The organism is Segatella copri (assembly GCF_949820605.1).
Lineage (GTDB): Bacteria > Bacteroidota > Bacteroidia > Bacteroidales > Bacteroidaceae > Prevotella.
This window is the reverse complement of record NZ_CATKVU010000006.1, coordinates 1,280,506-1,295,273: the sequence shown is the minus strand read 5'-3', so window position 1 is coordinate 1,295,273 and position 14,768 is coordinate 1,280,506. Positions and strand designations below refer to the sequence as shown.

The following is a 14,768-nucleotide window of genomic DNA, read 5'->3' as shown; positions in this document are numbered from 1 at the left end:
CAACATTCAAAATCTCTAACATTATCGGAATTTCTATATTCTGTTTCCTGATTTTGGAAAAGTGTACGAGTTCGTACACAATCTTAACTGGACTCATATTAGGCGACTGCTATCTGAAAATAAAAAGAGGGTGAGTCATCTGGTTATGCCCCACCCTCTTTTTGGCTTTTTATTTCTTTTTCTTCTTCTTCTTTTTGATGCCGAAGAAATCGCGGAGGCCGTTGAAGTCTTTCTTCATGATGAGGCCGAGACCCTGCGTGTTCAGACTGTTGCGCGTAAAATAGCGGTCGTTGGTCTGATTGTACATGCGTATGGCGAGGTTGCCGTTAGGGAAGATGAGGTAGCGGAGGTCAAAATCACCGATGAAACTCTGCGTGGCATTCGGATTGTCGCGATAACCGAACTGGCCATTGAAGAGTAACCGGTTATTGAGCAGCTTGCCGCTCAGAATGCCCTCATATTCGGCATTGTTGAAACCTTCATCGCCCGTAGATATGTTGGCACCGAAATTCCAGTTGTTGCTCTTCACCACGTTAGAAAGTACGGTGTTCAGCTGCTGCGAGATGGTGCCGCTCAGCAGGCTCTGCATCGCCAGCGAAGTCTGACTCTGCTGTTCACCGTCCTCGCTCACCTGGTTGTTGTTGGTCTGGGCGTAGAACCGGCCGATGCCCAAGAGATAGAGCACCTGCTGGTTCATCTCTTCCTGCGAATTGATGATAGAGTAGATCATCTGCTTCGCATCGCTGTTAACCGTAGGCAGGTCCATAGAGAAATCTACCTTAGGCGATTGAGGCGTGCCGGTGATGTCCATCAGGCAGTCTACGCGGATGTTGTTGCCCGAGAACGAACGGCCTATGCGCAGGTCGCTCAGCGGCACTCCGTTTACGGTATATTTAGCCCGCAGATTGAGTGGGGCGTTGTATGGATTGCCACCGAAGGCGATGGTGCCGCCCGGCATAAACTCGAACTCCTTCTTGATGAGATTCTGGATGGTGAGCTTGTAGGTGCCGTGGTCTACCACATAGTTGCCAAACATGTCGAACGAGCCCTTGTTGAAGTAGTTGGCGCGAATTACGCCATCTCCGTTCAGGGTGATGTAATCGCCCGACTGCTCGTCCATGATCAGCTTGAGCGTGAGGTTCTGGTTGGTGTTTACGAGGAAGTTGATGCGCATATCCGATTCGAAATCGATGTCATCCTCTCTCTGTTTCGTAGTTGGAGCCCCGTTCAGGCTGTCCATGATATCCGGCACAATCTCATGCCAGTGGATAAAGCTCTTGTCGCTGATGGCGTCCGGACTTGCCACATTATATACAAAGATGCTGCCCGGTTCGGGCTCGGCGTTGATATCGATGACGGTTTCGCCGCTCTTGCCGTGGATGCCTACCTCGCCCGTGGCATAGATGGTGCCATAGAAGGTGTTGTCGCCAAACTCGCGGGTATCGAAGCCCAGGAAGTTGTGCGCCTTGATATCGAGGTCGTAGCTCAGCCTGGTGAGGTGCTGGTGGTGGATGCCTCCGCTCAGGATGGCTATGTTGCGGTTGCGGTCGAAGATGGTATCATTCTCTATGAGGATATCATCTGGGATAGCGTGGGCACGGAGCGCATCGAAGGTATAATCGGTGTTGAGCTGCTTGAGGTGCACCTTGCCGTGAGCGGTAAGGTCGCCCACGAGATTGATGTTTTTCAAATCGCCCACCACATTGAGATGGCCATCGCCCCAGGCTTCTACCTGGTTCATGAAACTGCCGCAGAAATTCTCGAGGAATTTCATGCTGGTGCCCTGGGCATCGATACCCAGGTCGATATAGTTGCGCTTAGGCGAGACGTATCCGTTGATGAGCGTCTGATGCTCCGGACCATCATCGGCAACTGCATGAATATCAATCTGTTCGAGCTCCTTGTTGAAGTTGACACCAGCATGGAGCACACCGAGCGGTCCGTTTTCGAAGGTAAACTCCTTCACGTCTAGCTGGGCGTAGGCATCAGGGTCGTTGAAGAGGCTCTTGATGATAGCCTTGCCCGAAGCCTTGCCGGTGAAATCTACCGAATGGAAATTGATGAGGTTCAGCACGTATGCCACATCCACATCCTTCAGGTCGGCAACGATAGAATCGGTCTTCTCGGGTGTAGCAAGACCGGAAACGATGACGTGCTGCTGGTCGTGGCTCACGGCGAAATGGTCTACCAGCAGGCGGTTCTTGCTGTAGATGATGTCGGCAGGATGAACCTCCCACGGCGTGCCGTCGATTCTGATTTCAGACGGGTGTATGGTTACGTGGGCGGTAGAAACATGATCTTCGTTCTTGAAGAACTGCGCCCTCGTATCGATGATGCCCTGGATAGGGAGCTTAGCCGAATGGTTGTTGTAGAAGAGCTTGGCGAAGAGCTGGTTGTCGGCAGCGGCTGCCTTTACGTGGATGGCCGGTCCGTTATCGCCCCATTTGCCCTGTCTGATCTGCGCATCTACCTTGAGCGAATCGTTGATGGTATGCAGTCGCACTTTGGCTCCATGATAGTCTTTGCCGCCATAGCTGAAGTCAGGCACGCTGGCATAGATATTGACGGTTTTCTCGGCATCGTTCATGAATCCATCGGCAAAGACGGGCTGCTCTATCTTCAGCGGAATGCCCAGCATGCGCTGCAGTATCTCGGTAGAGGTGATTTCTGCCTGGAAGGTGAAATGGTTCTTCGCACTCCTGTCTACCTTGCCGATGCCCGGAAGGGTAGGCAGTTTGCTGGCTACCAGATTGGTGAAGCTCTTGGTGAGAGTAGCGTAATCGTACTCTCCGTCAACATGGATGCTGGCGAACGGGGCTTCGAGGTCGAAATAGCTGTCCTTGCCCTGGTTCTTGGCACTTACGGTGATGCCATCGAGACTGTAGGTCTTGTCGGCTACCTTCAGCCCCAGGATGGTTGGCAGCAGATGCTGTACATGGGCAGTAGCTGCATACTGTTTGTGCGGGATGGAGTAGGAGCCTTCTACCTGGATGTTGGCGTTAGGGTCGGCGATGGATGCAAGTCCTTCGAGCAATCCCCGGTTATAGCTGCCGTCTATCTGAATGTTGCGGTAGCTGTACTTGTTGAAATCGAAGCGCGGAATGCTGCCCTTGGCATAGAAATGCTGCTTGTTGCCGTGAGCCGAAAGCGATGCTGCCAGGATGCCGAACTGCCCGTTGTCGAGGATGCGGCCCAGGTTGATGCCCTGGGTGTTGATGCTAGCCTTGAGCTCGGAGCCAGCCTTTTCGGCATTGATGGCTACTTCGCCCACACCGGTCTTCAGCTGGCCGCGGGTGCCTACGTTCTTGCCTGCACCATATACTTCACCTATATAATATATGTCGCCCAGGCGCAGCACTTCTTTCGGAATGCTGATGCGTTTGCCCAGATTTCTGGAAACCTCTCCGATGCCATCGCCTGATATCTTGAGGGCTGAGATGTTTGCCTTCCAGCGCAGAAGGCGGTCCCAATCGCTCACACGGCCGTTAGCCTTGAGCAGCAGACTGCCGCTCTGAGTCTTGAATTCGAGGTTATGGATGCGGGCAGATGTACTGGTGCCCGAAAACTGGAGATGAAGCTGCAGGGCATCCTTGAACTTGCGGAGTTCAGGTACGAAGCAGGCAATATCGGCAAGCGTGATGACGGACGGCTTGATGCCGCCCTGAAACTGGAGTGTAGGCTTTACGATATGCTTGTTCTCGATGCGGTAGGTAGCGCGCAGGTCATCAAACTGCAATTGCGAATGAGGGAGCTCGATGCTGAAGTCTCTGAGCAGGGCTTGCTGCTGGTCGGCATCGAGTTTGAATCTCAGATTTCTGAGTTGAAGTCCTGATTTATCTTTCAGCGCTATCTTCTTGACAGCCAAATGGATATCCTTGTCGGTGAGATGGCCCAGGATAATGTGGGCAGAGAGGTCGGTGATGCCTAGATGCTGCGGCGAAAAGACGCCCGGCTTAGGCGCAATATCGCGCTGGCTGTAGGCAACGGCACCATGACGGATAATCAGGCTTCCGATGTGCAGGTCGAGCGGAGTATGGCGGGTGGTATCTTTCGAAGCCAGCGAATCGAGCACGAACTGGATGTTCATCGGGCTCTTGGCATCCTGCTTGTAGATGTTGGCGTTGAGACCGAATAGCTGGGCAGATGAAACCGAAATCTTGCCATCCTTCAAAGGCAGGAAATCGAGCTTTGCCGATACGCGCGAAGCACAGATCATGCTGTCGCCCTTCTGGTCGAGCATCATCACGTCATCTATGATAATGCGGTTGAAGAAGCCCAGATTCACCTTTCCGATACTTACCTGAGTGCCGAATTTCTGAGCCAGTGCACCGGCTACTTCAGAGCCGATGAAGGCCTGTACTGGTGGCACGTGCAACAGTACGACAAGCAAGAAATAGACAGCAGCCAGCGTCCATATAATGCTATTGATGATATGTTTTAAATGTTTCAGAGTTGCTTTCTCTAGTTTACAAAAATGTTACTAATTTGAATTTTGCGACAAAATTACTGAAAAATCGGCATAAAATCGAATAATTCACACAATTTTTCTTTTTTATATCACTTTTTTTCACTATTTTTGCAGCACGTTTAGAAGTTTCAGCATAGAAGTAGATAAAATATATGTTTTATGGCAGATGGCCAGTATAGCGTCTTGATGAGGGCGCTGAAGCATGTATCTTGAAGTGATTAATAAGTTTATATATAATATTTTTTAATGTAGTTATGGCAAATGTAATTAAGTTACGTAAAGGCTTGGACATTAACCTTACGGGTAAGGCTTCCAAGGATGTAACGCTCCAGGTGGCTCAGGCTGGCGAATATGCGCTGGTTCCTGCGGCTTTCGTGGGTGTGACTCCTAAGGTAGTGGTACGCGAGGGCGATCATGTCAATGCCGGAGATGCCTTGTTTGTGAACAAGGCTTGCCCGGAGGTGAAGTTTGCCTCGCCAGTGAGCGGAGAAGTAACCGCCATTGAGAGAGGTGAGCGCCGAAAGGTGCTCTGCGTGAAGGTGAAGGCCGACGCAGTACAGACCTCTACGGATTTTGGTAAGAAAAACGTTGATGCGTTAGACGGTGAGGCTGTCAAGCAGGCGCTGCTTGAGGCTGGTCTCTTCGGATACATCAACCAGTTGCCTTATGCTGTGTCCACAACTCCCGACACCAAGCCTAAGGCAATTTTCGTTTCTGCCCTCCGCGACATGCCGCTTGCAGCCGACTTTGAGGTAGAACTCGAAGGCAACGAAGAGGCTTTCCAGACGGGTTTGACAGCCTTGAGCAAGATTGCGAAAACTTATCTTGGTGTTGGCGTTGACCAGCACAGCAATGCGCTCGGCGAGGCTAAGAACGTAGAACTCAATGTATTCGACGGTCCTTGTCCGGCAGGTAATGTAGGCGTACAGGTGAACAACATCGACCCTGTAAACAAAGGCGAGGTGGTTTGGACAGTAGATCCAGCATCGGTTATCTTCTTCGGAAGACTCTTCCTGACAGGTAAGGTTGATTTGCACAAGACTGTAGCTGTGGCTGGTAGTGAAATCAAGACTCCTGGCTATGCTGAAGTATTGGTAGGTACACCTTTGAGCAGTTTTGTAGCCAATCAGCTGAAAGCTGCTGATCATGTGCGACTTATCAATGGTAATCCTCTTACCGGCGTGAAGACGACTACAGCCGATTTTGTAGGTGGTCATACATCAGAGATTACAGCCATCCCAGAGGGTGATGACAACGACGAGATGCTGGGTTGGATTCTTCCACGTACCGATCAGTTCTCTACATCGCGTTCATATCTCTCCTGGCTCTTCGGCAAGAAGAAGGAGTATAATCTCGATGCCCGCGTGAAGGGTGGCGAGCGCCACATGATCATGAGCGGCGAGTATGACAAGGTGCTCCCGATGGACATCTATGGTGAGTATCTCATCAAGGCAATCATCGCCGGCGATATCGACAAGCAGGAGCAGCTCGGTATCTACGAGGTAAGTCCTGAAGATTTTGCTGTGGCTGAGTTCGTGGATTCATCTAAGCTCGAATTGCAGAAGATTGTACGCGAGGGCTTGAATACCCTGCGCAAGGAGAACGCTTAGTTTTAGTACTATTAATTATTTAAATAATGAGTGCATTAAGAAATTATCTCAATAAGATAAAGCCTAACTTCCAGAAGGGAGGTAAGCTGCATGCCTTCGAGAGCGTGTTTGACGGTTTTGAGAGCTTCCTGTACGTGCCAAATACGACAGCGAAGAGCGGAGCCAGCATCCACGATTCCATCGACTCGAAGCGCATCATGAGCTTTGTGGTAATCGCCCTGATTCCTGCTTTGCTCTTCGGTATGTATAATGTGGGATACCAGAATTTCAAGGCTGCAGGTACACTGGATACTGCCAGCTTCATCGAGGTCTTCGGCTTCGGATTCCTGGCTGTCCTCCCTAAGTTGCTGGTTAGCTACATCGTGGGTCTCGGCATCGAGTTTGCCTGGGCTCAGTGGAAGCACGAGGAAATCCAGGAGGGTTACCTCGTCAGCGGTATCATCATCCCGTTGATTATTCCTATCTCTACACCGCTGTGGATGCTCGCCCTGGCGTGCGCCTTCGCAGTTATCTTCTGCAAGGAGATCTTCGGTGGTACCGGTATGAACATCTTCAATGTGGCTGTGGGTGCCCGTATGTTCCTCTTCTTCTCATATCCATTGGCTATGAGTGGTGATAAGGTCTGGGTGGCTAAGGATGCTATCTTCGGTCTGGGTAACACCCTGCCTGATGGCTTCACTGCTGCTACTCCTCTCGGTCAGCTGGCTCAGGGCAGCATGCCTTCAGCTAGTCTCTGCGATTCTATCATCGGTTTCATTCCTGGCTGTATCGGTGAGACTTCAGTCATCGCCATCGCCATCGGTGCCATCATCCTTCTCTGGACAGGCATCGCATCCTGGAAGACCATGGGCTCAGTATTCGCAGGCGGCATCGTGATGGCGCTTATCTTCCAGGCTCTCGGCATGACACCTATCGCCTGGTATGAGCACATCGTTCTCGGTGGTTTCTGCTTCGGTGCCGTATTCATGGCTACCGACCCTGTAACCTCTGCCCGTACTGAGAAGGGTAAGTACTTCTACGGATTCTTCATCGGTGCCATCGCCGTTATCGTACGTGTGATGAACCCAGGTTATCCAGAGGGTATGATGCTCGCTATCTTCTTCGGCAACATGTTTGCTCCACTCATCGACTATTGTGTAGTTCAGGGCAACATCTCACGCCGTGCTAAACGTGCTATTAAATAATGTAGGAGGAATGTAGATATGAAGACAAATTCAAATAGCTATACTATTATCTATTCGGTTATCATCGTGGTAATCGTGGCATTCCTGCTCGCATTCGTGTCTTCTTCGCTGAAGACAAAACAGGATGCCAACGTGGCTCTTGATACTCAGAAGCAGATTCTGAACTCTCTGAACCTGCGCGACCTTGACAACGCTACTGCGGCTGCCAAATATAAAGAGGTGGTGAAGGACGAGAAGGAGAAGGACGGCATGAAGTATTACGAGTGCGAGATTGATGGTCAGAAGAAGACTGTTTACTCTGTAAAGGGTATGGGTCTCTGGGGCGGCATTTCAGGCTTCATCGCCGTGGATGCCGACAACAACACCATCTATGGCGTATATTTCAACCACGAAGGCGAGACAGCCGGACTGGGTGCTGAAATCAAGGACAACCTGAAGTGGCAGCAGAAATTCCAGGGCAAGAAGATTCACAAGGATGGAGTAGAGGGCATCGCTCTGGGCGTTGAGAAAGACGCTCCTGCCAGCGACCCTAACAATGTGGATGCCGTTACCGGTGCTACATTGACATCTAATGGTGTGGATGCAATGCTCAAGGAAGGTCTTGCTAAATTCATTAAATAATTAAGCGATATTATGGCATTATTTAGTAAACAAAATAAGGAGGCATTCATCAAGCCACTGAACGGCGACAACCCTATTCTCGTCCAGGTGCTTGGTATCTGTAGTTCCCTGGCTGTTACTTCCCAGCTGAAGCCAGCCATTGTGATGGGACTTGCCGTTACTATCATCACGGCATTCTCTAACGTGATTATTTCCATCATCCGCAACACCATCCCTCAGCGCATCCGTATCATCGTCCAGCTGGTGGTAGTTGCTGCCCTGGTTACCATCGTGAGCCAGGTGCTGAAGGCTTTCGCCTACGACGTGAGCGTGCAGCTCTCAGTGTACGTGGGTCTGATCATTACCAACTGTATCCTGATGGGTCGCTTGGAGGCGTTCGCCATGATGAATAAGCCTTGGCCTTCATTCCTCGATGGTGTAGGTAATGGTTTGGGTTACGCCCTCATCCTCGTGATTATGGGTGCTGTTCGTGAGTTCCTGGGCCGTGGCTCATTGCTCGGTTTCCAGCTGATTCCAGAGGGAGCTTACAACTTCGGATATGTTAACAACGGTATGATGACCATGCCAGCCATGGCATTGATTCTCGTTGGATGTGTAATCTGGGTACATCGTGCCTATATTTATAAGGAGGAGAAGTAAGATGGAGCACGCAATAAGTTTGTTTTTCCGTTCGATTTTTGTCGATAACATGATCTTCGCCTATTTCCTGGGTATGTGTTCATACTTGGCAGTATCCAAGAACGTGAAGACCTCTTTGGGCCTGGGTTTGGCAGTAACCTTCGTGTTGCTCATCACCGTGCCTGTAGATTACCTGTTGCAGACCAAGGTGCTCAGCGCCGATGGAATCCTGGGTGTTGACCTCACTTACCTGAGCTTCATCCTCTTCATCGCCGTCATCGCCGGTATCGTGCAGCTGGTAGAGATGATTGTAGAGAAGTTCTCACCATCGCTCTATGCAGCGCTGGGTATCTTCCTGCCATTGATTGCCGTAAACTGTGCCATCATGGGTGCATCGCTCTTCATGCAGCAGCGCATCCTGATGGATCCTGCCAATACTCAGGCTATCACCTCAGTATGGGATAGCATCGTTTATGCCGTAGGTTCCGGTCTGGGTTGGACTCTCGCCATCGTGCTGATGGGAGCCATCCGCGAGAAGATGCAGTATTGCGACGTGCCAAAGCCATTGCAGGGACTCGGCATCACATTTATCACAGTAGGCCTCATGGCAATGGCTATGCTTTGCTTCTCAGGCTTGAAAATCTAAAATAGGAGGACTATAGATATGGGTAATACATCATTTATATTGGCTAGTATCGGAGTTTTCCTCGTGGTGATTCTCCTGCTGGTTATCATCCTGCTCGTGGCTAAGAAGTATCTGAGCCCTAGCGGAAATGTAAATATCGAAATCAATGGCGACAATACCATCAACGTGCCTCAGGGCAGCAGTTTGATGACTACGCTGAATGAGAACGGCATCTTCCTGCCTTCTGCCTGCGGTGGTAAGGCAAGCTGTGGCCAGTGTAAGGTTCAGGTGCTAGAGGGTGGCGGCGAGATTCTCGATTCTGAGAAGCCTCACTTCACCCGCAAGCAGATTAAGGACCACTGGCGCCTGGGATGCCAGTGCAAGGTGAAGGGCGAACTGAAGATTAAGGTGCCTGAGAGTGTGATGGGCGTGAAAGAGTGGGAGTGCGAGGTTATCTCCAACAAGAACGTTTCATCATTTATCAAGGAGTTCAAGGTGGCTTTGCCTCCAGGCGAGCACATGGACTTCATTCCGGGTTCTTACGCTCAGATCAAGATTCCTGCATACGACTGCATCGATTACGACAAGGACTTCGACAAGGCTCTCATTGGCGAGGAGTACATCGGAGCATGGAAGAAGTTCAACATCTTCTCTCTCAAGGCTCACAATCCAGAGCCTACCGTTCGTGCTTACTCTATGGCGAACTATCCTGACGAGGGTGACATCATCACCCTGACCGTACGTATCGCCACAACACCATTCCTGCCACGTCCACAGGTAGGTTTCCAGAACGTACCAACAGGTATCGCTTCTTCTTACATCTTCTCTCTGAAACCAGGCGACAAGGTAATGATGAGTGGTCCTTACGGAGACTTCCATCCTAACTTCACATCAGGCAAGGAGATGATCTGGATTGGTGGTGGTGCCGGTATGGCTCCATTGCGTGCGCAGATTATGCACATGACCAAGACTTTACACACTACAGATCGTGAGCTTCACTTCTTCTATGGAGCGCGTGCATTGGGTGAGGCATTCTTCCTTGAGGACTTCTGGGAGCTTGAGAAGGAATTCCCTAACTTCCACTTCCATCTTTCATTGGACCGCAAGGACCCAGTGGCAGATGCTCAGGGCGTGAAGTACTACGAGGGATTTGCTGTTAACTGCATCCGTGATACCTACTTGAAGAATCATGAGGCACCAGAGGATTGCGAGTACTATCTCTGCGGACCTCCAATGCTGATCAAGACGGTAACAGATTATCTGGATTCTCTCGGAGTAGATCCTGAGAGCATCATGTACGATAACTTCGGATAAAACGATAATTCAATCAAAAGAGCAATGCTTGTTCTCAAAAAATGAGAGGCAAGTGTTGCTCTTTTTTTATTTTTCTGAATATATACAATATAATAGAGATAATTACGTTTTTATCTTGAAAGTATAGATTTAATTATGAATAAGATAAAAGTAGGTGTATGTTTTGCCCTTTGCAGTCTGGCAGCCCCATCTATGGCACAGTATATGTGGCAGGAGGGGGATGGCACGGAGAAGATAAATCTTCGGGAAGATATACAATATGGTGTTGAGATGCAGGGGTCGTTTTCGAAAGGTAAAACCCCATTGTGGCTTAACGCAAACAAACATGGATTAAGTTCTTTAGAGAAGAATAACGGCTATCTCAGAGGTAGTCTGGTTCGTCCGCTTTCTGCAGATTCTGCCCGCCGCTGGGCTGTAGGATATGGAGTAGATGTGGCAGTACCGGTAAACTATACCAGCCATGTAGTGGTGCAGCAGGCTTATGTGGAGGCCCGCTGGCTTTATGGTGTGCTGACTGCAGGTGCCAAGGAATATCCGATGGAGCTAAAAAACCAGTCGCTCTCCAGTGGTAGCCAGTGTCTGGGTATCAATGCCCGTCCGATACCTCAGGTTCGTCTGGCGCTTCCTGAATATTGGACGCTTCCGTTTGGTAGAGGCTGGCTGCAACTGAAAGGTCATCTGGCTTATGGTATGACTACGGATGATGGCTGGCAGCATGATTTTACGAAACGGCAGACTAAATATTGTGATCACATGCTCTATCACAGCAAAGCAGGTTTCCTGCGTATCGGAAACGAGAATGCTTTCTGTCCGCTCAGCATAGAAATGGGTTTGGAAATGGTTGCTCAGTTTGGTGGCAATGCATATCGTCCAATAGGTGACAGTATGGTACAGATTCCTACCGAGAAAAATCTGAAAGGCTTCTGGCATGCGCTGTCGGCAACGGGCTCTGATGCAGGTGAAGGGGCTTATGCCAATGTTGCCGGCAACCAGTTGGGCAGTTGGCTGATGCGTATCAATTATGACACTGACAGTTGGAAAGCTGCCATCTATGCCGATCATTATTTCGAAGATCACAGCCAGATGTTTCTCCTTGACTATAATGGATATGGTGAGGGCGCAGACTGGAATAAGAAAGTAAAACGCCGTTTCTTCATGTATTCGCTGAAGGACATCATGCTAGGCTTCGAACTGAATCTGAAGTATTCGCGCTGGCTGAAAAATGTGGTGCTGGAGTATCTCTATACCAAATATCAGAGTGGTCCGTACAATCATGACCGTACATCGGGTATCGCAGACCATATAGCGGGTACTGATGATTATTACAACCACAGCATCTATCCTGGATGGCAGCATTGGGGCCAGGTGATAGGAAATCCACTCTACCGTTCGCCTATTTATAATAACGACGGATGTATTGATATCAGAAACAACCGTTTCATAGCTTATCATCTGGGTTTTGATGGTCAGCCTACACAGCGGTTGGGCTATCGTATATTAGGCACCTATCAGAAAGGTTGGGGTACATATAGCAACCCGTTTACAAAAAAGCATCATAATGTAAGTTTTCTGGTAGAGGGTCATTACGATTTTCCACATCAATGGCAGTTGAAGGCAGGCTATGCGATGGATTTCGGTAGCGAAAAGATGCTGGGACATAATGCCGGTATGCAGATAACCATCAGTAAAAGAGGTTTGCTGACGAAAAGAAATAACAATCGATAAGATAGAAAATATGAAAAAGATAATAGGGGTGCTTTCCCTTGCTGTTATGATGCTCACTCTAAGCTCATGTGAGGTAGAAACAAGCCAGAATGGTGATTTGGATGGTTTCTGGCATCTGGAGCAAGTAGATACTTTAGCTACAGGGGGTACTTGTAACTTTGCAGATAAACGCGTGTTCTGGGGCTGCCAGTATAAGTTGATTCAGGTTGCTGATTATGATCGCTTCGAGGCTGGTAGAGGATTTTATCTGCGTTTTGAGCAAACCTCCGACAGTTTGCTGATTACATCTGTTTATCGTAATAAATGGCATGAAGATTATGGAGGCGATGTACTTTTAACAGAAATGAATGATTCTTTGCGTAGCTGTGGCATCAATCATCTGAATGAGCATTTTGCCAAGGAGGTAATGACCGGAGGTAAGATGCAACTGAAGAGTAAGACCCTGAGATTGCGGTTCAGAAAATTCTAAAAAAAAGCCCTCGATGCATGTAGCACCGGGGGCTTTTGGGGTATGCTCGGTTTCTTACTTCTTCCTTTCTGATTCCTTGATGAAACCATGTCGGTAAGCATAGAGAAGCTCCTTCAGGTCTTCTATCTGCTTACGGAGTTCGCAACCTATATCTGTGTCGGCTACCAGCATTCGGCGGTTCGACATTTCTACAATCTGTGTGGTACTCTTGATGTCGGTACCTTGCTTGATGGCATCTTCCATACTCGTAAATGGCTCGTGCTGGACCAGCTGAAATCCGCGGGAGTGATATACTAAGGTGTAGCCGGCAATGCCAGTCTCGTTGTGGTAGGCTTTAGAGAAACCTCCATCGATAACCATCAGCTTGCCGTTTGCCTTGATAGGGTTCTCGCCCTTGGTTGTGCGAACGGGCACGTGTCCATTGATGATATGGCGGTTAGGACCGGTTACCCCAAACTCATCCATAATATGGTCGATAACCTGTTCGTTATCGCGCAACAGGAAGTAGTATCCCTTCTCTTCTTTATGAGTCTCCTTATCGGTAATGAAATAGCGCTCGAAGGTGGCCATCTTACTCTTGTCGAAGAGCGGACTGTCGGGACCGCACCATAGGTAGATGAAATAATCGATGGCATATTCCTTTTCATTCGGATCAGAATCTGATTGGAAAGCTGTACGTATCTGCATGCCTGTATGATGCATTAAGGCTCTGCCGCTGAATTTCTTGCCAGGATATATTTCTACCTCTTTTAATGAACCATCTTCGTTGAGCGGACAGGAAGCATGGAAAAGCAGGTTGTAGTTGAAGATAGCGTACATGCAACCATGCTGCAGCATAACCTTGATATGCTTGTGCAGCTTCTCGCAGACCATAAACGAATGATGCAGTTTCTGGATCAGAATTTCCTCTTCTTCAGATAGTTTGTCTGGATTGTCCGGATCGATGGTAGGGAAGTGGCATGAGGTCATGTCATACTCTTTTCCGTCAATCTCTACCTTGCCTTTCCTGTAATCGATATGGTCAAAAAGACAACGGTCTTTCATCTTCCATTCCGGATGCTTCTTGAAAAGCTGGCTCTCTAATTTAAACTGGATGACAGCTATAGCCTTGTGCATCTGAGAGGTGAGCCGCTGGGTCTTTTCATCCATTGCTGCTGCACCTCCGCTGAGCTTAGGCAGAAATTCTTTGCAATCATCCTCCTTGTAGGTTTCCATCGCAAAAGTAGCGAGTGGTACGAGGTTGATGCCATAGCCTTCTTCCAATGTCGAGAGGTTGGCGTATCGCAGGGAGAGACGGATCACATTACAGATGCAGGCATCATTGCCGGCAGCTGCTCCCATCCATAGTACATCGTGATTACCCCACTGGATGTCCCAACTGTGGTAGCGGCACATCTTGTCCAAGATGATGTGGGCTCCTGGACCTCTATCGTAGATATCGCCCAGAATATGGAGCTGGTCGATAGCCAGGCGCTGGATGACGTTGGCTATAGCGATGATGAAATCATCGGCTCTGCCTGTGCTGATAATCGTATCAACAATAACATTGACATAGGCTGTTTTGTCATGATCTTCGGTGTGCTCGTGCAAAAGCTCCTGGATAATATACGAGAAATCGCATGGCAGCGATTTGCGCACTTTGCTTCGGGTATATTTGCTGGAAACATCACGGCATACAGCCACCAACTGGTGCAGGGTGATGTGATACCAGTCGTTGATGTCAGGTTCGTTCTGCTTGACGAGTTCCAGTTTCTGCTCAGGATAGTAAATAAGAGAGCAGAGTTCTCGCTTATCCTGTTCGCGAAGGGTATTGCCAAAGAGTTCGTTCACCTTACGCTTGATATTTCCTGATGCATTTTTCAGTACATGCAGGAAGGCCTCATACTCACCATGGATGTCGGCAAGGAAATGTTCGGTACCCTTTGGCAGGTTGAGGATGGCTTGCAGGTTGATAATCTCGGTGCTCGCCTCTGCTATAGTAGGGAACGACTGAGAGAGCAATTGCAAATATCTCATGTCTTGTTCTATATTATAATATTTCATGTTTTTTTCCATTTTCTTAGAGCCTTTTTACTATTTATCTTTTGCAAAGATAGTATAAATAATAGATAAAACAAAGGAAAAAGTGTTTTTT

General features: G+C 48.9%; 10 protein-coding genes. 8 read left to right on the top strand and 2 right to left on the bottom strand.

Features of this window, described 5'->3' with window-relative positions; genetic code table 11:
* Positions 1-169: 169 nt before the first annotated feature.
* Positions 170-4,369 (bottom strand): translocation/assembly module TamB domain-containing protein, encoded by a 4,200-nt coding sequence (locus RCO84_RS06510; protein WP_317584407.1) that lies wholly within the window; start codon positions 4,367-4,369, stop codon positions 170-172.
* 353 nt (positions 4,370-4,722) lie between these two features.
* On the opposite strand from RCO84_RS06510, the gene RCO84_RS06505 reads away from it, so the two are divergent.
* The 8 genes from RCO84_RS06505 (at position 4,723) to RCO84_RS06470 (ending at position 12,634) form a co-directional block, all read left to right on the top strand.
* Positions 4,723-6,078: a Na(+)-translocating NADH-quinone reductase subunit A gene (locus RCO84_RS06505; protein ID WP_317584406.1), complete on the top strand. Its 1,356-nt coding sequence runs from the start codon at positions 4,723-4,725 to the stop codon at positions 6,076-6,078.
* A 26-nt stretch (positions 6,079-6,104) separates the two neighbouring features.
* Positions 6,105-7,262 (top strand): NADH:ubiquinone reductase (Na(+)-transporting) subunit B, encoded by a 1,158-nt coding sequence (locus RCO84_RS06500; protein ID WP_118152608.1) that lies wholly within the window; start codon positions 6,105-6,107, stop codon positions 7,260-7,262.
* Positions 7,263-7,280: 18 nt separating this feature from the next.
* The gene (locus tag RCO84_RS06495; protein ID WP_118190714.1) at positions 7,281-7,883 is read left to right on the top strand and encodes an FMN-binding protein; all 603 of its coding nucleotides are present in this window, start codon (positions 7,281-7,283) and stop codon (positions 7,881-7,883) included.
* A 12-nt stretch (positions 7,884-7,895) separates the two neighbouring features.
* Positions 7,896-8,522 carry an NADH:ubiquinone reductase (Na(+)-transporting) subunit D gene (locus tag RCO84_RS06490; protein ID WP_317584404.1) on the top strand — a complete coding sequence of 209 codons (627 nt, stop codon included), beginning with the start codon at positions 7,896-7,898 and terminating at the stop codon, positions 8,520-8,522.
* Position 8,523: 1 nt separating this feature from the next.
* Complete coding sequence (nqrE, locus tag RCO84_RS06485) at positions 8,524-9,147, top strand: NADH:ubiquinone reductase (Na(+)-transporting) subunit E (RefSeq protein WP_117664010.1); 624 nt, start codon at positions 8,524-8,526, stop codon at positions 9,145-9,147.
* 18 nt (positions 9,148-9,165) lie between these two features.
* Positions 9,166-10,440: an NADH:ubiquinone reductase (Na(+)-transporting) subunit F gene (nqrF, locus tag RCO84_RS06480; protein WP_317584403.1), complete on the top strand. Its 1,275-nt coding sequence runs from the start codon at positions 9,166-9,168 to the stop codon at positions 10,438-10,440.
* 135 nt (positions 10,441-10,575) lie between these two features.
* On the top strand, positions 10,576-12,165 hold the full coding sequence (locus RCO84_RS06475) for a capsule assembly Wzi family protein (protein ID WP_317584401.1): 1,590 nt from the start codon (positions 10,576-10,578) through the stop codon (positions 12,163-12,165).
* Between the two features lie 10 nt (positions 12,166-12,175).
* On the top strand, positions 12,176-12,634 hold the full coding sequence (locus tag RCO84_RS06470; protein WP_117693612.1) for a lipocalin-like domain-containing protein: 459 nt from the start codon (positions 12,176-12,178) through the stop codon (positions 12,632-12,634).
* A 54-nt stretch (positions 12,635-12,688) separates the two neighbouring features.
* Here the strand turns inward: RCO84_RS06470 and RCO84_RS06465 are convergent, their stop codons facing one another.
* Positions 12,689-14,677 carry a fructose-1,6-bisphosphatase gene (locus tag RCO84_RS06465; protein ID WP_287797622.1) on the bottom strand — a complete coding sequence of 663 codons (1,989 nt, stop codon included), beginning with the start codon at positions 14,675-14,677 and terminating at the stop codon, positions 12,689-12,691.
* Positions 14,678-14,768: the final 91 nt, after the last annotated feature.